The following is an 18502-nucleotide window of genomic DNA, read 5'->3' as shown; positions in this document are numbered from 1 at the left end:
CGTTCCCCTCACACAACCTGCCGGACGGCATTGATGATCCAGTCCGTATTGGGCAGGGCCAGCTTTTCAAGGTTGGCGGCGAACGGCATGGGCACGTCGGCGCCCGCCACGCGCACCGGCGGCGCGTCGAGGTAGTCGAACGCATGCTCGATCACCTGCATGGCCACTTCCGCGCCGATGCCTGCAAACGGCCAGCCTTCTTCCACCGTAACGAGGCGGCTGGTCTTCTTCACGCTGTCCACCACGGTCTGGGTATCGAGCGGGCGGATGGTGCGCAGGTTGATCACCTCCGCCTCGATGCCCTGCTCGGCCAGTTTTGCCGCCGCCTCAAGGGCCACGCCCACCATGATGGAGAAGGCGACGATGGTCACGTCACGCCCCTCGCGCTCCACCTTGGCCTTGCCGATGGGCAGGATGAAATCCTCATCCACCGGGCAGGGAAAGCGCTGGCCGTACAGGATCTCGTTTTCAAGGAACACGACCGGGTTGGGGTCGCGGATGGCGGCGCGCAGCAGGCCCTTGGCATCGGCTGCCGACCACGGTGCCACCACCTTCAGCCCCGGCACATGGCCATACCAGCTTGCATAGCACTGCGAATGCTGGGCCCCCACGCGGGCCGCCGCGCCATTGGGGCCACGGAACACGATGGGGCACGACATCTGCCCGCCCGACATGTAGCGCGTCTTGGCCGCCGAGTTGATGATCTGGTCAATGGCCTGCATGGCGAAGTTCATGGTCATGAACTCGACAATCGGCTTGAGCCCGGTCAGGGCCGCGCCAATGGCCATGCCGGTAAAGCCCTGCTCTGTAATGGGGGTGTCGATCACCCGCTTCTCGCCAAACTGGTCGAGCAGCCCCTGCGAGACCTTGTAGGCCCCCTGGTACTGGGCCACTTCCTCACCGATCAGGAACACGTCCTCATCGCGCGCGAGTTCGGCGGCCATGGCGTCACGCAGCGCCTCGCGCACGGTGATCTCGGTGGTCTCGCCCCAGTCCTTTTCAGGCTGCGGGGCGACGGGGGCGGCAGCTGGCGCGGCTACGGACGGCGCGCACGAGGGCTGGGCCACCGCAGGCTTTGCCGCTGCCGTGGGGGCTGCCGCCGGCATGGCGGATGCATCCTCGCCTTCGGCAAGGAGGACCGCGATGGGCGTGTTGACCGCTACGTTCTCCGTGCCTTCGGGCACCAGGATCTGGCCAAGCGTGCCTTCGTCAACGGCCTCGACTTCCATCGTGGCCTTGTCGGTCTCGATTTCGGCAATCACGTCGCCTGCGGTGATCGCATCACCGGGCTTGCGCAGCCAGCGGGCCACCTTCCCCTCCTTCATGGTCGGGGAAAGGGCGGGCATGAGTATTTCTGTTGCCATCTCTAGATCAGCTTTCCACCAGTATGTCAGTCCACAGCTCCGAGGGGTCGGGCTCGGGACTGGCCTGGGCAAACGCCGCTGCATCGGTCACGACCGCCTTGACCTGTTCGTCCATGGCCTTGAGCTCGTGTTCATCCACGCCCATGGCCAGCAGTTCGCGGCGCACGCGGTCGATGGGGTCCTGGTTCTTGCGGATTTCATCCACCTCCGAGCGCTGGCGGTATTTCGCCGGGTCGGACATGGAATGGCCACGGTAGCGGTAGGTATCGACCTCCAGCAGCACCGGCCCCTTGCCCGCGCGGCAGTGGGCCACGGCCTCGGCTGCGGCCGCGCGCACGGCCTGCACGTCCATGCCGTCGACATACATGCCCGGAATGCCCCACGGCTCGCCATTGCGCCACAGCGCCTTCGAGGCCGAGGCCCGCTCCACGCTGGTGCCCATGCCGTAGCGGTTGTTCTCGAGCACGAACAGGCAAGGCAGCTTGTGCAGGGCGGCGAGGTTGAAGCTCTCGTAAACCTGGCCCTGGTTGGCGGCACCCTCGCCATAATACGTGACCGAAACCTCGTCCGTACCACGATACTTGTTGGCGAATGCCAGCCCGATGCCCAGCGAGACCTGCGCGCCCACGATGCCGTGGCCGCCATAGAAATGTTTCTCGCTCGAGAACATGTGCATCGACCCGCCCTTGCCGTGGGAATAGCCCCCCTCACGGCCGGTCAGCTCGGCCATCACGCCGCGGGGGTCCATGCCGGCGGCAAGCATCTGGCCGTGGTCGCGGTAGGAGGTGATGATCTTGTCACCCTGCTTGAGTTCCATCTGGATCCCGACCACGACGGCTTCCTGCCCGATATACAGGTGGCAGAACCCGCCAATCAGCCCCATGCCATAAAGCTGGCCCGAACGCTCCTCGAAGCGGCGGATCAGCACCATCTGGTAATAGGCATGCTTCAGGTCGGCTTCGGTCATGGCGCGGCTGTTATGCCCGCCCCCCAGGCCGGGATCGGTCTCGTTACTCATCGAACGTCCTTGGTTCATGGTGCCCGTGCCGCCACCCGCGCAGGGTAGGGCAGCCGTTGCGATTACAGGGTGTTTGCGGTGCCATCAGCAGCCTGATGCACGATCATAAGTGCCAGACGCGCCGCCGGATTTATGGATCACATGGATCTGACCGATTTCCATGTCGCGCTCCACGGCCTTGCACATGTCATACAGCGTCAGCGCCGCGACGGAGGCCGCCGTCAGCGCCTCCATCTCCACCCCGGTCGGCCCGGTGGTGCGCACGCGCGCGGTAATGTCGATCCCCTCGCCCGCCCTGTCGGGCGCAAGCTCCACCTTGACGGAGGAAATGGCCAGCGGGTGGCACAGCGGAATAAGCTCCGCCGTTCTCTTGGCGGCCATGATGCCCGCGATGCGCGCCGTGGCCAGCACATCGCCCTTGGGCATGGCACCCGCCAGGATCAGGTCCAGCGTTCCGGCGCGCATTTTTATGTGGCCATGCGCCACGGCCTCGCGCTGCGTATCAGGCTTGGCCGAGACATCGACCATGACCGCATGCCCCGCCGCATCGAGGTGTGACAGGCGGGGTGCGGTCATGGCGTGCTCTCGGCTGGTGGCGCGGCCGCATCCGGGCTGGCCGGGGCGGTGGTGCCCAGCAGCGCGTGCACGGCGGCGCCCACATCCTCATGCCGCAGCAGGCTCTCGCCCACCAGAAAGCCCGATGCGCCCACGGCGTTGAGCTTCATCACATCCGCATGCGTGCGGATGCCGCTTTCGGACACGATGATCCGGTCGGGCGGCACCAGCGGGGCCAGGCGGCAGGTGGTCTCGATATCGGTCTGCAGCGTCTTGAGGTTGCGGTTGTTGATGCCGATCAGCGAGGTATCGAGGGCCAGCGCGCGGTTGAGCTCGCCTTCATCATGCACTTCAACGAGCACATCCATGTCGAGGCCACGGGCGATGTCGAGCAGCTCGGCGGCTTCGGCATCGGTGAGGATGGCCATGATGAGCAGGATGCAGTCAGCCCCCATCAGGCGGCTTTCATGCACCTGCCACGGGTCGATGATGAAGTCCTTGCGCAGGATGGGCAGCTTGCACGCCTCGCGCACGCGGGTCAGGTCCTCGGCGCTGCCGTGGAAGCATGAGCCCTCGGTCAGGACGGAAATGCACGCCGCCCCCGCCGCCTCGTAGGCTTCGGCAATGACGGTGGGCTCGTAGTCGGGGCGCAGGATACCGGCGGAAGGCGAGGCCTTCTTGATTTCCGCGATCAGGCCGATCTGGTGGTCGGCGGTCTTCTGCTTCAGCGCCTGGCCAAAACCGCGCGGCGGGGTGTTCACCTCACGCGCGCGGGCGGTGATTTCCTTCAGCGGCATGACCTTGGCACGCTGCGCCACGTCCACCCGGGTCCGTGCACAGATACGTTCCAGAACATCGGGGATGCTGTCCACATCCACGGGCTGGACACTGCCTGTCTGGGGGGGGGTCATTGGCGTGTCGTTCATGTTTTACCCTGTTACTCTGTTTGGCACGTCTGCCCGGAACTGCCGGACAGCCTCCAGCACGGCCGCAACCGCGCCATTATCGAGCACACCCGCAGCCAGGCGGATGTTCTCGCGCAGGGCGGCATAGTCAATCACACCCCCGTGCATGATATTGTTCCCTCGCCCCGCCACATGCAATGCCACGGCTGCATTGAGCAGCACGGTATCACGGTAGGCACCCTGCCCTCCTGCCGCCAGCGCGCGCAGGGCGGCGGCATTATGGGTGGGCGCGCCCCCTGCAATCGCCGTGATGGGGGCGGGTTGCAGGCCGGTCCTTTCGGGCGCGATGGTCAGGGTGTGAATCTGGCCATTTTCCAGCACGCAGGCCTGCGTGGGGCCAGCAAGGGTCAGTTCATCGATAAAGCGCCCCTGCCCGCACGCCCCGCTTACCGCCCAGACCCGCTCGGAACCCAGGGCGCGGAGCGTGCGCACCATGACATCAAGCCATTGCGGCGTGAACACGCCCACAAGCTGCCGCCTGACCCTGGCGGGATTGGAAAGCGGGCCGACAAGGTTGAAAATGGTGCGGAACCCCAGCGCGCGGCGCACGGTACCCACATGCCGCATGGCGGGATGGTGGCTTGTCGCGGCCAGGAACGTCACGTTATGCGCCGCCACCATCTGCCCGATCGGCTCAGCCCCAACGGGCATAGGCACGCCAAGTTCCAGCAGCACGTCGGTCGCCCCCGAGCGTGATGACAGGGCGCGGTTGCCGTGCTTGACCACCGGCACGCCAAGCGCTGCCAGCACAAAGGCCACCGCGGTCGAGACATTGAGCGTACCCAGCCCGTCGCCCCCCGTGCCACACACGTCCAGGCCGCCATCAGGCATGCCGGGCACCGCCAGCATGCGCGCGCGCATGGCCTTTACTGCGGCTTCAAGCTCGCCCACGCTCTCGCCGCGCATGTGCAGCGCGGTCAGGAAGGCGGCCAGCATGCCCTCGCCCACCGCGCCGTCCATGATCAGCCCGAAGGCTTCATCCGCCATCCCGTGCGGCAGTTCCCGGCCCTCGAGCACCACGTCCACAATGCCCCGGAACGTGGCGGACGCAGCCGAAGGATCAGCCGCGCGCCCGGTCATGACGCCTTCAAGCTCCACCGGGTCGGCCTGCAGCATGCCGCGCAGGCGCAGGCCGGTCAGGAAGGCAACCGCCGGAATTTCCGCCACCTGCCCGGCACGCACCTGCGCCAGCCCGGCCTTTACCAGTTCGGGCGGCACCGCCCCCTGCCCCACGACACGGGCCAGAATATCCCTGAACGCAACCTGCGGCTCGGGGGTGTTGTCCATCGTGCTGCCCATGCCGGCTCAGGCGGCCTTGCGCGGTGTGTTCCTGCCCCGCGCGATGGACAGGAAATTGGCCATGATCTCGTGGCCATATTCCGAGGCGATGCTCTCGGGGTGGAACTGCACGCCAAAGATCGGCAGGCTGGCGTGGCGCAGGCCCATGATCACGCCATCGGCTGTATGGGCGGTGGCGACGAGCGTATCGGGCAGGCTGTCGGGATCGACCGTCAGGCTGTGGTAGCGGGTGGCGTTGAAGGGGTCCGGCAGGCCGGTGAAAATATCGGTGCCGTCATGATAGACCGGCGAGACCTTGCCATGCATGGGCGTGGGCGCACGCACCACCTTGCCGCCAAACACCTGGCCAATGGCCTGATGGCCAAGGCAGACGCCAAAGACCGGCACCTTGCCGGCAGCGGCGGCAATCAGGTCGCAGCAGATCCCGGCCTCGTTGGGTGAACACGGGCCGGGCGAGATGACAATGGCCTCGGGCCTGAGCGCAAGGGCTTCTTCCACGCTGATGGCATCGTTACGGTACACATCGCATTTCTCGCCCAGATCACCGAGGTAATGGACGAGATTGAACGTGAAACTGTCATAATTGTCGATCAGGAGGATCATGGGCGTATCATGGCTTTTCCGCTGGGCCGGGTCAAACCCTGCGGCCTGCCCCGGCATGTCTGGGCGCATCCTATCATGTACGCCCCCGCTATCAAATCGCCTTATGCGCCGTCATCCGTGGCAAAACGCACTGCCTCCTCCGCCGCGCGGAACAGGGCGCGGGCTTTCTGGCGGGTTTCCTCGTATTCCGCCTCGGGCACGCTGTCGGCCACCACGCCGCAGCCCGCCTGCACGTACATCCGCCCGTCCTTGACCACCGCCATGCGCAGGCCGATGCAGGTATCCATGTCGCCATCGGGGCCGAAATAGCCGATGCACCCGGCATAGGTGGCGCGGCGGGTCGGCTCCACCTCGTCAATGATCTGCATGGCGCGGATCTTGGGCGCCCCCGTCAGCGTGCCGGCGGGGAAGCCCGCCATCAGCGCATCGAGCGCCTCGAGCCCCGGCCGCAGCGTGCCCTCCACGTTGGATGAGATGTGCATGACATGGCTGAAGCGCTCGATCACGAACTGCTCGGTCACCTTGACCGACCCGAGTTCGCACACCCGGCCCACATCGTTGCGGCCGAGGTCGATCAGCATCAGGTGTTCGGCGCGTTCCTTGGGGTCGGCCAGCAGTTCCTCCTCCAGCGCCAGGTCCTCCGCCGTGGTGTGGCCACGCGGGCGGGTGCCCGCCAGCGGGCGCACGGTCATGGTGCCCTCGCGCAGGCGCACCAGGATCTCGGGCGAGGAGCCGACAAGGCTGAACCCGTCAAGGTCGAGATAGAACAGGAAAGGTGCCGGGTTGATGCGCCGCAACGCGCGGTACAGCGCAAAGGGCGGCAGGGTGAAGGCCGCGCTGAAGCGCTGGCTGGGCACGATCTGGAAGGCATCCCCCGCCGCGATGTAGTCCTGCAACCTGCGCACGATATCGCAGAACGCCTCACGCGACAGCGTGGATTGCGGCACCGGCGCCTCGATCGCACCCGCAGGCGCATCGGGCAGTTCCACCGGGGTAGAAAGGGCTGCGCGGGCCTGCTGCAGGCGGGCCTGCCCCTCGTCCCAGATGGTCTCGGGCGCAACACCGGGCCGGGGGCGCAGCGGGCTTGCCAGCAGCAGTTCATCGCGCACGGTGTCGAATATGGCGAACAGGCCCGGGCGGATCAGGATGCCCTCGGGCAGGTTCAGGTCATCGGCGGGCATGTTGGGCAGGTGCTCGACCTGGCGCACCATGTCATAGCCAAGGTAGCCGAACACGCCGCCGGTCATGGGCGGCAGGCCCTCGGGCAGGTCGATGCGGCTTTCATGCAGGATGCGCCGGAGAGAGACCAGCGGGGCCTCGGCCTCGGGCGTGAAGACATGGCTGGGCGCGGCCGGGTCATGGCACACGCTGGCCCGGCCGTCATGGCAGCGCCAGATCAGGTCGGGCAGCAGGCCGATGACCGAATAGCGCCCGCGCGAGGTGCCCCCTTCGACGCTTTCGAGCAGGAAAGCGTTATGCCCGCCATTGCCGCCGCCATGGCTGCGCGCCAGCTTTGCCAGCCGCAGGAAGGCCGCGACCGGCGTGAGCAGGTCGGCAGGCTCGATGCACCACGCCACGCTGGCCTGGCCCGCCCGCAGGCTGGCCAGCGCCGCGTCGCGCGCGACCTGGTGGAGAGGGGAAGCGGAGGAGGCTGCCTGTGTGCTCACTGTGCTGCTCCCGCGTTCTGCTGGCCGGTCACTTCCGCCATCACCGCCTGAATGGCACCGTTATTGGGCTTGGGCTTGACGATGCCTTCAAGGGCCGCGCCATAGCTCATTTCAATATCATCGCCCATCGACTGGCCCAGCCCGGCACGCACCTGGTCATACAGGTTTTTCTGGGTGGCGGGATCGGGGTGGTTGATGGCGGTGAGCGTGGCCACGACATACGCATCGCCCGCCTGCGTCATGACACTCTGCCCCGGCTGCGACAGGCGGAAGATCAGGGCCGCCACCTCACGCGGGATTTCGGGCGCGGGCTGCATGGGCGAGATCGGCTGGCTGTGCTCAAGCCCGGCAATGGCGGGGGTGACATGGCCAAGCCCGCCCTGCCCTGCCGCCTGCGTGTAATAGGCGGTGGCCTGCTGGTCGGCCATGTGGCGACGGGCCGCCGCCTGCCATGCGGCGGCAACCTTCGGCCCGGCCTCGGCCAGGGTCTGCGCATGGCCCGGCGTTACGCCATCAACCGCCACGGCATACCACACGCCATCAGGCCCCTGCACCAGCTCGGGGTTCGCCCCCTTCGCCTGCGAGAACACGCGCGCGATGATCGCCTGCCGGGCGGCGTCGCTGCCGGGAATGGGGGCGGGCGTGCCCTCATGGGTCAGGCCCTGCGCATCCAGATCGCCCGAGACGGCGGTGGCGGCCAGATCGGTGGGAATGGCATCAAGCCCGCCGCCTGCAATCGCATCCTGCAGCTTCTGCACGTGGTCGGCCAGCAGCGCCTGGGCGCGGTCATGCGCGAGCTTGTCGTGCAGGGCCTGCTTCACCTCGTCAAAGGGTGTGGAATGGGCGGCATTGATGGCCGTCACGCGAAAGACCACCCAGCCGCCCTCGCTCTTGACGGGGCCCTGCGTTGCATCGGCCGGGGCGGCGAAAATCTGCCTGCCCAGAGTGGCCGAGGGCACATCACCCACCTTGATGCCCGGCAGTTCCACCGCCGCCGCGTCCTTGCCCGCGTTTTTCTGCACGCTGGCCCAGGCGCCGCCATCCGTCCACTGCGCGGCGAGCGCCTTTGCGCGGTCCTCGGTCGGCACGGTCACGATCTGCACGGTCCGCCGCTCGGGCTGGTTGAAGGTCTGGGCCTGCGCCTCGTAGGCCTGGTGCAGGTCGGCATCGGTAATATCAAGCCGCTGGCCAATCGTATCGGCCGACAGCACCACGATGCGGGCATGGCGGTATTCCGGCACGGTGAATTCCCACGGGTGGTTGGCCTGGTAGCGGGCAAGCTGGGCGGCCGTGGGGGTGGCGGTCACGTCCTGCGCGGCAAAGGGCACGCGCACGAGGTCGATGGTGCGGGTCTGGGCCTCGAAGTCGAATACGCGGCGCACCATCACGTCGGGTGCGGCCACGCCATCACGAATCGGCTGCAGCAGCACGCGCGAGGCCTGCTCCTGCTGCACCAGCTCGATCAGGCGGCCCTCGGTCATGCCGGTGCGGCGCAGGCGGTCATTGAACAGGGCACGGTCGAACTGGCCATTGCGCCCCTTGAAGGCGGGGATGGAGAAGATCTCGTCGCGCACCACGGAATCGGGCACGATCAGGCCGTGACGGTCCGCAGCCTCCGCAATCTCGGCCTGCAGCATGAGGCGACCGAGCACCTGCTGGGCCACCTGCTCGCGCGTGGCGGGGGGAATTTGCGAGGGGTCGGCCAGGTGCATGGACTGCGCCACCTGCGGCATCTCGGTCTGCAACGCGTTCTGGTAGGTCTGCACCAGTATGGGGCGGTTGCCCACGCGGGCGGCCACGTCAGCGCGCTCGGTGCCGATGTTGAGCAGCACGTCGCCCACGCCAAACCCGATGAAGGCCAGGAAGAACAGCCCGGCGACGATACGCCCCACCCATGAATCGACAAACACGCGATACAGAAAAGACAGCATGAAAAACCCTGCACCAGGACCAAGATAAAGGCGGACGGATCAGACCCGCGCACCCCGTACGCCGTGCGGGCGGCCCTGTTTTCCGGTCGGGCACCATACGGTCACGGGGGCGGTTTGACCAGCGCTAGCGTGCAGGCGGGCCGGTTGTGCCGCGCGCGGGTTGCAACGCCACCGCAGCCGTGGTGTAGGCTTGCCGCCATCATCGCCATGCCCCGTGCCGCCCGCAGGCCGCACGACCGGGCCATGGCCAGGAGGGGAAACATGAAACAGATCATTGTTGGCAACTGGAAGATGAACGGCCTGAGCGCGGAGGCGGATGCGCTGGTGGCGGGGCTGGCCACGGAACTGGCCGCCCTGCCCACCCGCGCCGACGTGGTGGTCTGCCCGCCCTTTACGCAGCTTGCCCGCCTTGCGCCCGGCCTCAAGGCGGCAGGCATCGCCCTGGGCGCGCAGGACTGCCACAAGGACGCCTCGGGCGCGCATACCGGCGACATTTCCGCCCCCATGCTGGTCGACCTCGGGGTGCAGTATGTCATCCTTGGCCATTCCGAGCGGCGCGCCGAGCACCATGAGCTTGACGAGACGGTGCGCGAGAAGGCGGTTGCCGCCATGGCGGCCGGCCTCACCCCCATCGTGTGCGTGGGCGAGAACGACGACCAGCGCTCCTCGGGGGATTCGCAGGCCACCGTGGGCTGGCAGCTCGAGGGCTCGCTGCCGCAGGGCTTTACCGGCATCGTGGCCTATGAGCCGATCTGGGCCATCGGCACGGGGCAGGCTGCATCCCAGCAGGATATTGCCGATATGTCCGCCTTTATCCGCGCCGAACTGGTGCGCCAGTTCGGTGAAGCTGGCAAAACGATCCGAATCCTTTATGGTGGGTCCGTTAACGCACGCAATGTCACCGATATCCTGCCTGTCGAACACGTTGACGGGGCGCTGGTGGGCAATGCCAGCCTGAAGGCCGAGTCCTTCGTGCCGCTTGTCCGCGCCGCCCGCGCATCGTGATTGCCGCGCGGCCTGCGGGGATCTACTGGAAAGACGCATGATTACAGTTCTTCTTCTACTGCACCTGTTCGTCACCATCGCGCTGATCGGCACCATCCTGATCCAGCGCAGCGAGGGTGGCGGGCTTGGAATCGGCGGCTCGCAGGGCATGGGCTCCTTCATGTCCGGTCGCGGCACGGCAACGCTGCTCACCCGCTCGACGGCGGTGCTCGGCACGGCGTTCATGGTGCTCTCGCTCACGCTCGCGGTCATGAACCGTGGCGCCTCGAGCGGGGTTGGCCACGATATCCTGGCCCAGCCGCCCGCGCCTTCGGCCCCCGCAGCAGGCAAGTAAGCCCGGCCCCTCTGGGCAAGGGTCAAGGCCCCCGCCCCACTTTGTGTGGGGCGGGGGCTTTTTTATTTTTTCACTCAGCCCGCAGGTAGGCTTTGCGCGTGGGCTGCAACCAGTGTAGGAAGGCCATCCATGACGCGGTTTGTATTCATCACCGGCGGCGTGGTGTCCTCCCTTGGCAAAGGCATCGCTTCGGCTGCCCTTGCTGCCCTGCTCCAGACCCGTGGCTATCGGGTCCGTTTGCGCAAGCTTGACCCCTACCTCAATGTCGATCCGGGGACGATGAGCCCCTACCAGCACGGCGAGGTCTTCGTGACCGACGACGGTGCCGAGACGGATCTCGACCTCGGGCATTATGAGCGCTTTACCGGCGTGCCCGCCACCAAGGCGGATAATGCCACCACGGGCCAGATCTATTCCGGCGTGATCGCACGCGAGCGGCGTGGCGATTACCTTGGTGCGACCGTGCAGGTCATTCCCCACATTACCGACTCGATCAAGGAAACGATCGTGGCGGATACCGAGGACCTTGACTTCGTGCTGGTCGAGATCGGCGGCACGGTGGGCGATATCGAGAGCCTGCCTTTCCTTGAATCCATCCGGCAGCTACGCAATGACCTCGCACCTGACCAGACGATGTTCATCCACCTCACCCTGCTGCCCTGGATTGCGGCTGCGGGCGAGCTGAAAACCAAGCCCACGCAGCATTCGGTCAAGGAACTGCAGAACGTGGGCATCCAGCCGCAGATGCTGGTCTGCCGCTCGGACCGGGAAATACCGGAAAACGAGCGCCGCAAGATCGCCAATTTCTGCAACGTGCGCCCGCAGGCCGTCATTGCCGCGCGCGATGTGGACACGATCTATGCCTGCCCCATCTCGTATCATGCCGAGGGCATGGACACCGAGGTGCTGCATCATTTCGGCCTGCCGACCGATACCGCCCCCGACCTGTCGCGGTGGGAGAAGATCGTTGACGCCGTGCGCCACCCCGACCGCGAGGTGGTGGTGACGGTGGTGGGCAAATACACCGCCCTGCTCGACAGCTACAAATCGCTGATCGAAGCATTGCAGCATGGTGGCATTGCCAACCGTGCGCGCGTGCGGCTGAACTGGGTCGAGGCCGAAAGCTTCGAGAAATCGGACGATGCGGTGAACATCCTGGCCCGCAGCGACGCCATTCTGGTGCCCGGCGGGTTTGGCGAGCGCGGCTCGGAAGGCAAGATCCGCGCCGTGCGCTATGCGCGCGAGAACAACATTCCCTTCATGGGCATATGCTTTGGCATGCAGATGGCGGTGGTGGAATGCGCGCGCAACCTTGCGGGCATTCCCGATGCGTCCTCGACCGAATTCGGCCCGACGGACCAGCCGGTCGTGGGCCTGATGACCGAATGGGCGCGCGGCAACGAACTGCTGCGCCGGCGCGAGGGCGGCGAGTTGGGCGGCACCATGCGCCTTGGCGCCTACCCCGCGAAGCTGGCCGAAGGCTCGCGCGCAGCCGAGACCTATGGCCGCACCGACATCCGCGAGCGCCATCGCCACCGCTACGAGGTGAACGTGCATTACCGCGAGCAGCTGGAAAAGACCGGCCTGCGCTTTTCGGGCATGTCACCTGACGATATCCTGCCCGAAGTGGTGGAATACCCCGACCACCCGTGGTTCATCGCGGTGCAGTACCACCCCGAGCTGCTCTCCAAGCCGTTTGACCCGCACCCGCTGTTCTCCGGATTCATCAAGGCGGCGGTGGCGCACGCGGCGAGCAAGCGATGACGGCGCACGCCACGGTCGATATCGGCGCACTTGCGGTTGGCAACGAACATCCGTTCGTGCTGATCGCGGGGCCGTGCCAGATCGAGTCCGCCCAGCATGCGACCGAGGTGGCCGATGCCCTGCAGGGCATGGCGAAGCGCCTTGGCATCGGGCTGATCTATAAAAGCTCGTTCGACAAGGCCAACCGCACCTCCCTCAACGGGGCGCGGGGCGTGGGCATGGCTCAGGGGCTTGATATCCTCTCGCAGGTGCGTGCACGTTTTGGCCTGCCGGTCCTGACCGACGTGCACCAGCCAGACCAGTGCGCGCCGGTGGCCGAAGTGGCCGATGTGCTCCAGATCCCCGCCTTCCTGTGCCGCCAGACCGACCTGTTGCTGGCCGCAGGCCAGACCGGGGCTGCCATCAACATAAAAAAGGGGCAGTTCCTTGCCCCGTGGGACATGGCGAACGTGGCGGCCAAGGTCGCCTCGACCGGTAACGAACGCATCATGCTGTGCGAGCGGGGCACATCGTTTGGCTACAACACGCTGGTCAATGACATGCGGGCCCTGCCCATCATGGCGGGCACGGGTTACCCTGTAATCTATGATGCCACGCATTCGGTGCAGCAGCCCGGCGGCCTGGGTTCGGCCTCGGGCGGGCAGCGCGTGTTTGCGCCCATCCTGGCGCGCGCGGCCTTGGCCATTGGCGTGGCGGGCCTGTTTATCGAGACCCATCCCGACCCCGACACGGCCCCGAGCGATGGCGCGACCATGCTGCCGCTCTCGGCCATGGAAGAGCTGCTGGGCACCCTGCTGCGCTATGACCGGTTGACCAAGCAGACTCCGCCAGATGAGATACTCTGACCGCCCGACCCTGACAAAAAGAAGTTTCTTCTGAAGCTTTTTTCAAAACGCTTCAGAAGAACGCCGCCTTTAAAAAAAAGGCGGCACCCAAAAACTTTTACTTTTTCGCTTTTAACCGGTTAACGGCGCTATGCCAGCGCCGCCATGCGCTGCAACACCGCACTCCCGGCCTGCATGAAGGCCGCCGGGCTGAAATGCTGCGCCACATAGGCCCGCGCCGCCTGCCCCATGGGCGCAAGGCGTTCGGGCTGGCGCAGGGCCTGCTCGAGCTTGCCTGCCAGTTCATGCGGGCGGCGGGGGCGGACATGCCAGCCGCTGACCCCTTCGGTAATGGAATGCGTCATCTCGCCCACGGTGCTGCCCAGCACCGGCAGGCCCATGTTCATGGCCTCGTGGGCGGCAATGCAGAACCCTTCCTGCCGCGAGGGCTGAACATAGAGATGGCAGCCCCGCAGGAACGCCGCCGTATCCTCGACATAACCCGCGAAGTGCACCTGATCCAGCCCGTGGCGCTGGCAGAAGCCCTGAAGCCGCGCATGCTCCGCCCCCTCGCCGCCTATTGTGACCTTGTAGGGCGGCAGGCCGGGCACATCACGCAGGGCCAGCAGCGCGCGGAACAGCACGTCATACCCCTTGGATGGATCAAGCCGCCCCAGCGAGCCGATCTGCACCACCTCGCCCGCCCGCCACGGCGCGGCGGGTGCCAGATCAGGATCAATGCGGAAGATGGGCCATGACATGACCCGGTCGGCAGGCAGGGCGAGCCGCTGGCGGGTCAGTTCGGTCACGTAGCCTGAATCGCCCACCCATAACCGGCTGCGGTTGCGCATGAGCCGCAGCAGGGCGAGGTTGGCAGGCTTGAGAAAGGCGTTGTGCTGCCAGCTCACCACCGGAATGCCCTGGCGCAGCCCCACAAGCTGCCCGAGCAGGGTGGCGCGGGTAAGGGATGTCCAGATATGGGTTGGCTGCACCTTGCGCACCCAGGCATCAAGCCGGTGCAGCATCAGCGCGGGAGATGACGTATCCTCGGCCAGCACGACCGGCTCAAGCCCGGCCTTGCGCAGGGCGGGCATGGCGCGCCCATTGCGCGGGGAGAGAGCGGCAACCTCGACACTGTGCCCGTTGGCGCGGCACACCTCCACGATATCGGGTATGGGCAGGGCAGCGCCACCACCCTCGAACGTGTTGATGACATAGGCGATCCGCATGACCCTCTCCTCCCACACCGACGGTCATGGGTTCTCTCAGCTTTCAGGCGGCGGATGTTTTACCATGCGAGAGGAAATACACAATGTCCCGGGCGGCGCGGCTGGCGGCACTCTCATCGGGCACGGTATGGAAGGTGGCGGCAAATGCCTCCTGCTGGCGGGGGCCATAAAGGGCCTGCTGCGCCTGCGCTACGGCAAGCGCATGGGGCAGTTCATCCACCCGGTCGATCACCTGCCCCATGTTCCAGTGGGCATAGCTGGGATTGTCGCGCCACCGGGCCTTGTGCGAATTGAGGAAGATGCATGGCCGCGGCTGGTAGATCCATTCATAGATCTGGCTGCTGACATCACCGAGGTAGATATCGGCCCCGCACACATAGGACATGTCGACCGAGTTGGCGCTGCCGGTATCGATCAGGATATGCGACAGGTTGCGGATTTTCTGCGGTATCATCCGGCGCAGGCGCAGCCTGCGGTGCTCGACCGATGTATGCAGGTTGCGCCTGAACAGCATGACATGGGGCGCAAAGATCAGGTTGTAGTCATCCTGCCGCGCAAACCAGTCCAGCACCTCAAGCCCCATGTCCCACCATGAGGACAGGACGGGATCGAAATGCGGGTTGTACAGCACGGTCGGGCGGTCATTATCAAAAAACCGGCGGCGCCTGGACAGGTCAACGATATCGAATTTGGGGTAGCCAACCACGGAATGCGCATCAGGGCGGATGAGGCCTTTAGCCTGCATGCGCTCGCGCGTCTTTTCACCGGGCAGCAGCACCAGGTCGAAAAACCGCGTCACGTCGCGAAAGCCGATGGAGCGGTCGCCCGCGCCGTGGGGGAAGTAGATCAGCTTGATATCGAGCCGGAAATGGCTCTTGAGCAGGGCCGATGTGGTCTCGGGCACCACCAGCGCATCAAAGCGGGAGAACAGGCGGATATTCTCGCGCAGGTTGGCAATGCGGCGGAACGGCAGGAAGGAACGGGCCACCACGTTGACGGCGCGCGCAAGCAGGCTGATGTCGATGCGCACGAAGGTCACATCATGCGCGCAGGCACCGACCGTGCGGCGTACATGCGCCTCCTGCTCCACCGATGAGGTAATGACCGTAACATCCTGCCCCAATGCAACCAGCTGGCAGATGATGGGGGCCGTATGCGAAACCTGGTGGATACAGTCGTGGTTGAACAGAAAGCCAATCTTCATGCCATGCAATGTCATGCCTGTAACTATGTCGGTTTTTTTACCGCGATAAAGAGCCGCGGATCATGGCCTTGGCCGCTTTTAGCACCTCCGGCAACGGGGGAGAATACCCTATCCCCATCCCGTTCTTTTTATTGCCTGACGTTTGTGCGAACAGGCATGCCGCCATCACGTGTGCGTGTACCCTCAGGCGCAGGCCAGGGCGGGGCTGCGGCTTTCAAGCCCGATCCGCGCGATATTGAACGGCGTGGTCTGGTATATCTGGTTGATCCAGTTGGCCGCCAGCAGGTGCGCATGCGCGCGCCAGCGGTTGATGGGGCGCTGGCCCGGGTCATCATGCGGAAAGTAGTTGTGCGGCACCGCAATATCGAGGCCCCTTTCGCGGTCGCGGAAATATTCTTCGGCCAGCGAGGTGGAATCATATTCAAGGTGGTTGAACATGTGCAGCGCATGGTGGCGCGGGTCATCCAGCAGGCACAGGCCAGTCTCGGGGCTTTCGGCCAGGACGGTCATGTCAGTGCCACGCGGCAGGTCGGCGCGCCGCACCTCCGTCCAGCGCGAGACGGGAATGGACAGGTCATCGGCAAAGCCGAGCAGGTAGGGCGAGGCCGGGACAAGGATGCGGTGGTCATACACCCCGAACGCCTTGCGGGCGAGCGCATGCTTGGGCATGCCATGAAAGTGGTGCACCGCCGCCTGGGCGGCCCAGCAGATGTTGAAACATCGGTGCACGTTGGTCCGGGTCCAGTCGAACACGCGGCGCAGTTCATCCCAGTATGTCACTTCCGCAAAGGGCAGGCGCTCGACCGGTGCCCCGGTGATGATGAAGCCATCGAAGCGCGCGCCGCGCACCTCCTCCCACGCCCGGTAGAACGAGGTCATGTGACTGGCTGAAGCATTGCGTGGCACATGCCCGCTCATGCGCACCAGCGTGAGTTCGACCTGCAGCGGTGTTGCCCCGATGAGGCGGGCGATCTGGGTCTCGGTGCGGATCTTGTCGGGCATGAGGTTGAGCAGGCCGATGCGCAGCGGGCGGATATCCTGCCGGATGGCATCGGTTTCGCCCATCACCATCACGCCCTCGGCCTCAAGCGTGCCGCGGGCGGGGAGATCATCGGGTATTCTTATGGGCATTGCCGCGTCCGTCCTCCATTGTGTGGGGCGTGACGCACTGCGTGGCATGATCCGCTTGGTTGCCGGCCTGGCCACATCCTCCCTTGCGGGAGCGCCACCTTGCCCGGAACGGCAGGTTGGCGTTGGGCGTCGCCCCAACTCCTGATGCTGGCTGCGGTTTTACGTGTTTTGCGTTACGGGTGCAAGACTAGGCCGCCCCTGCGCTCAGGCATGGGTCAGGATGCTCTGGCGGATCATCTCCGATGGCTGCGGGCGACCGAGCAGGAAGCCCTGCACCTGGTTGCACCCAAGCGCGTTGAGGTGCGCCCACTGGTCGTGTGTTTCCACCCCTTCCGCCGTGATGGGAATGTCCATGCTCTGCGCCAGGCTGATGATGGCGCGGATGATGCCCGCGGCCCCGCGCTCGGGCAGTTCCTGCACGAAGGAGCGGTCGATCTTGATTTTCTGGAAGCGGAACGAGCGCAGGTAGCCCAGCGAGGAATAGCCGGTGCCGAAATCATCAAGCACGATGCTGCACCCGATCTGGCCCAGCCTGTGCAGGATGTCGCGGTTGGTGGCGCTGTTCTGCACGAAGATGTTTTCGGTAATCTCGACTTCAAGCCGCGCCGGCGCGAGGCCCGAGCACGCCAGAGCCCCTTCCACAATGCTCAGGAAACGCGGGTTGCGCAGCTGGATGGGCGAGACATTGACCGCAATGCGCACCTGCTCGGGCCAGCCCGCAGCCTCAAGGCAGGCGGCGCGCAGCACCCATTCACCAAGGTCGTGGATCAGGCCGTTTTCCTCGGCCAGGCCCACGAACTGGTCGGGCGGGATCATGCCGCGCACGGGGTGGTGCCAGCGCACCAGCGCCTCGCACGCGCTGATGCGGTTGCCCGGCATGGAATAGAGCGGCTGGAAATGCAGCGTCAGCGCATTGCCCGCAATGGCCGCGCGCAGTTCGTTGCCAAGGCGCGCGCGGGTCTGGATTTCATCACGCAGGTCGGCATCAAAGAACTGGAAGCCGTTGCGCCCGAGCGACTTGGCGCGATACAGCGCAATATCGGCATGCTGCAAAAGGAGTTCCGCATTCTCGCCATCCTGCGGGTACAGCGCAGCACCTATACTGGCGCCAATGACGATATGGTGCCCGTCGATGATGTAGGGTTTGCTGACGGTCTCGACAATCTCTCGCGCGCGGCCGGTCAGCTCATTCGGGTCGGGCACATGGGGCCAGATGATGGCGAACTCGTCGCCGCCCAGCCTTGCCACGAGGTCTTCAGGACGGCTGCACGCCTTCAGCCGGGCGGAGACCAGCTGCAGCAGCGTATCGCCCGCCGCATGGCCATACACGTCATTGACGGTCTTGAAATAATCAAGGTCGATGCACAGCAGCGTCGCACTCAGGCCGGGGGTGCAGCTGGCCTCGAGCCGGGCGGAGAACAGGGCGCGGTTGGCCAGCCCGGTCAGCGGGTCGTAATGGGCAAGCTGCTCGACGCGGTGCTGTGTCAATCGGCACTCAAAAATAACCCCTGATCGGCATGCAATATTAACCCCCTGTTGAAGGCCCGGCCTGTCTCCTGAAGCCGTAGGCGTAAGGAGACAGGCCGGGGCAGGTATGGATCTGGAGAGA

17 protein-coding genes and 1 riboswitch are annotated in these 18502 nt (G+C 65.6%); of the genes, 4 read left to right on the top strand and 13 right to left on the bottom strand.

What is annotated here, in order from left to right; all coding sequences use genetic code 11:
- Positions 1–8 precede the first annotated feature (8 nt).
- The 9 genes from OQZ28_RS11655 to OQZ28_RS11615 form a co-directional block, all read right to left on the bottom strand.
- The gene (locus tag OQZ28_RS11655) at positions 9–1364 is read right to left on the bottom strand and encodes a pyruvate dehydrogenase complex E1 component subunit beta (protein WP_458136236.1); all 1356 of its coding nucleotides are present in this window, start codon (positions 1362–1364) and stop codon (positions 9–11) included.
- Positions 1365–1371: 7 nt separating this feature from the next.
- A complete protein-coding gene (gene pdhA / locus OQZ28_RS11650; RefSeq protein ID WP_242621841.1) occupies positions 1372–2331 on the bottom strand; it encodes a pyruvate dehydrogenase (acetyl-transferring) E1 component subunit alpha in 960 nt (319 codons plus the stop codon).
- 135 nt (positions 2332–2466) lie between these two features.
- Positions 2467–2958 (bottom strand): cyclic pyranopterin monophosphate synthase MoaC, encoded by a 492-nt coding sequence (gene moaC, locus OQZ28_RS11645; protein ID WP_458136235.1) that lies wholly within the window; start codon positions 2956–2958, stop codon positions 2467–2469.
- Positions 2955–3848: an indole-3-glycerol phosphate synthase TrpC gene (gene trpC, locus OQZ28_RS11640; protein WP_130731720.1), complete on the bottom strand. Its 894-nt coding sequence runs from the start codon at positions 3846–3848 to the stop codon at positions 2955–2957. The genes moaC and trpC overlap by 4 nt, the downstream gene beginning before the upstream one ends.
- Before the next feature lie 18 nt (positions 3849–3866).
- The gene (gene trpD, locus OQZ28_RS11635) at positions 3867–5201 is read right to left on the bottom strand and encodes an anthranilate phosphoribosyltransferase (protein WP_458136234.1); all 1335 of its coding nucleotides are present in this window, start codon (positions 5199–5201) and stop codon (positions 3867–3869) included.
- 6 nt (positions 5202–5207) lie between these two features.
- Positions 5208–5804: an anthranilate synthase component II gene (locus tag OQZ28_RS11630; protein ID WP_458136292.1), complete on the bottom strand. Its 597-nt coding sequence runs from the start codon at positions 5802–5804 to the stop codon at positions 5208–5210.
- A 101-nt stretch (positions 5805–5905) separates the two neighbouring features.
- The gene (trpE, locus tag OQZ28_RS11625; protein ID WP_458136233.1) at positions 5906–7471 is read right to left on the bottom strand and encodes an anthranilate synthase component I; all 1566 of its coding nucleotides are present in this window, start codon (positions 7469–7471) and stop codon (positions 5906–5908) included.
- The gene (locus OQZ28_RS11620; protein WP_458136232.1) at positions 7468–9402 is read right to left on the bottom strand and encodes a peptidyl-prolyl cis-trans isomerase; all 1935 of its coding nucleotides are present in this window, start codon (positions 9400–9402) and stop codon (positions 7468–7470) included. The genes trpE and OQZ28_RS11620 overlap by 4 nt, the downstream gene beginning before the upstream one ends.
- A 101-nt stretch (positions 9403–9503) precedes the next feature.
- Positions 9504–9665 (bottom strand): hypothetical protein, encoded by a 162-nt coding sequence (locus tag OQZ28_RS11615; protein WP_458136231.1) that lies wholly within the window; start codon positions 9663–9665, stop codon positions 9504–9506.
- On the opposite strand from OQZ28_RS11615, the gene tpiA reads away from it, so the two are divergent.
- From tpiA to kdsA, 4 genes are all read left to right on the top strand, one after another.
- Positions 9664–10407, top strand: coding sequence for a triose-phosphate isomerase (gene tpiA / locus OQZ28_RS11610; RefSeq protein ID WP_130731700.1), 744 nt, complete (start codon positions 9664–9666; stop codon positions 10405–10407). The two genes, OQZ28_RS11615 and tpiA, sit on opposite strands and share 2 nt — an antisense overlap.
- A 37-nt stretch (positions 10408–10444) precedes the next feature.
- The gene (gene secG, locus OQZ28_RS11605) at positions 10445–10741 is read left to right on the top strand and encodes a preprotein translocase subunit SecG (RefSeq protein ID WP_130731701.1); all 297 of its coding nucleotides are present in this window, start codon (positions 10445–10447) and stop codon (positions 10739–10741) included.
- A gap of 129 nt (positions 10742–10870) precedes the next feature.
- On the top strand, positions 10871–12505 hold the full coding sequence (locus tag OQZ28_RS11600; RefSeq protein ID WP_458136230.1) for a CTP synthase: 1635 nt from the start codon (positions 10871–10873) through the stop codon (positions 12503–12505).
- The gene (gene kdsA, locus OQZ28_RS11595; RefSeq protein WP_458136229.1) at positions 12502–13350 is read left to right on the top strand and encodes a 3-deoxy-8-phosphooctulonate synthase; all 849 of its coding nucleotides are present in this window, start codon (positions 12502–12504) and stop codon (positions 13348–13350) included. Before OQZ28_RS11600 ends, kdsA begins: the two co-directional genes overlap by 4 nt.
- Positions 13351–13478: 128 nt before the next feature.
- On the opposite strand, the gene OQZ28_RS11590 is transcribed toward kdsA, so the two are convergent.
- From OQZ28_RS11590 to OQZ28_RS11575, 4 genes are all read right to left on the bottom strand, one after another.
- Positions 13479–14558 carry a glycosyltransferase family 4 protein gene (locus OQZ28_RS11590; protein WP_458136228.1) on the bottom strand — a complete coding sequence of 360 codons (1080 nt, stop codon included), beginning with the start codon at positions 14556–14558 and terminating at the stop codon, positions 13479–13481.
- Between the two features lie 43 nt (positions 14559–14601).
- Positions 14602–15762: a hypothetical protein gene (locus OQZ28_RS11585; RefSeq protein ID WP_242621836.1), complete on the bottom strand. Its 1161-nt coding sequence runs from the start codon at positions 15760–15762 to the stop codon at positions 14602–14604.
- Positions 15763–15945: 183 nt separating this feature from the next.
- Positions 15946–16893 (bottom strand): homoserine O-succinyltransferase, encoded by a 948-nt coding sequence (locus OQZ28_RS11580; protein WP_458136227.1) that lies wholly within the window; start codon positions 16891–16893, stop codon positions 15946–15948.
- 45 nt (positions 16894–16938) lie between these two features.
- Positions 16939–17046, bottom strand: a riboswitch (SAM-I-IV-variant riboswitch).
- Between the two features lie 51 nt (positions 17047–17097).
- Positions 17098–18381 (bottom strand): putative bifunctional diguanylate cyclase/phosphodiesterase, encoded by a 1284-nt coding sequence (locus OQZ28_RS11575; protein ID WP_458136226.1) that lies wholly within the window; start codon positions 18379–18381, stop codon positions 17098–17100.
- Between the last annotated feature and the right edge of the window lie 121 nt (positions 18382–18502).

This window comes from Komagataeibacter sp. NFXK3 (assembly GCF_054182245.1).
The sequence above is the reverse complement of the archived record's forward strand: the minus strand, read 5'-3'. Positions and strand labels throughout refer to the sequence as shown.

Bases quoted from the DNA above. Each gene is read 5' to 3' on its own strand.
- secG (WP_130731701.1), top strand. From the start codon at position 10,445: ATGATTACAGTTCTTCTTCTACTGCACCTGTTCGTCACCATCGCGCTG.
- OQZ28_RS11655 (WP_458136236.1), bottom strand. From the start codon at position 1,364: ATGGCAACAGAAATACTCATGCCCGCCCTTTCCCCGACCATGAAGGAG.
- OQZ28_RS11580 (WP_458136227.1), bottom strand. From the start codon at position 16,893: ATGCCCATAAGAATACCCGATGATCTCCCCGCCCGCGGCACGCTTGAG.
- OQZ28_RS11615 (WP_458136231.1), bottom strand. From the start codon at position 9,665: ATGTTTCCCCTCCTGGCCATGGCCCGGTCGTGCGGCCTGCGGGCGGCA.
- OQZ28_RS11590 (WP_458136228.1), bottom strand. From the start codon at position 14,558: ATGCGGATCGCCTATGTCATCAACACGTTCGAGGGTGGTGGCGCTGCC.
- trpD (WP_458136234.1), bottom strand. From the start codon at position 5,201: ATGGGCAGCACGATGGACAACACCCCCGAGCCGCAGGTTGCGTTCAGG.
- trpC (WP_130731720.1), bottom strand. From the start codon at position 3,848: ATGACCCCCCCCCAGACAGGCAGTGTCCAGCCCGTGGATGTGGACAGC.
- OQZ28_RS11630 (WP_458136292.1), bottom strand. From the start codon at position 5,804: ATGATCCTCCTGATCGACAATTATGACAGTTTCACGTTCAATCTCGTC.
- tpiA (WP_130731700.1), top strand. From the start codon at position 9,664: ATGAAACAGATCATTGTTGGCAACTGGAAGATGAACGGCCTGAGCGCG.
- pdhA (WP_242621841.1), bottom strand. From the start codon at position 2,331: ATGACCGAAGCCGACCTGAAGCATGCCTATTACCAGATGGTGCTGATC.
- OQZ28_RS11620 (WP_458136232.1), bottom strand. From the start codon at position 9,402: ATGCTGTCTTTTCTGTATCGCGTGTTTGTCGATTCATGGGTGGGGCGT.
- OQZ28_RS11600 (WP_458136230.1), top strand. From the start codon at position 10,871: ATGACGCGGTTTGTATTCATCACCGGCGGCGTGGTGTCCTCCCTTGGC.
- OQZ28_RS11585 (WP_242621836.1), bottom strand. From the start codon at position 15,762: ATGAAGATTGGCTTTCTGTTCAACCACGACTGTATCCACCAGGTTTCG.
- kdsA (WP_458136229.1), top strand. From the start codon at position 12,502: ATGACGGCGCACGCCACGGTCGATATCGGCGCACTTGCGGTTGGCAAC.
- moaC (WP_458136235.1), bottom strand. From the start codon at position 2,958: ATGACCGCACCCCGCCTGTCACACCTCGATGCGGCGGGGCATGCGGTC.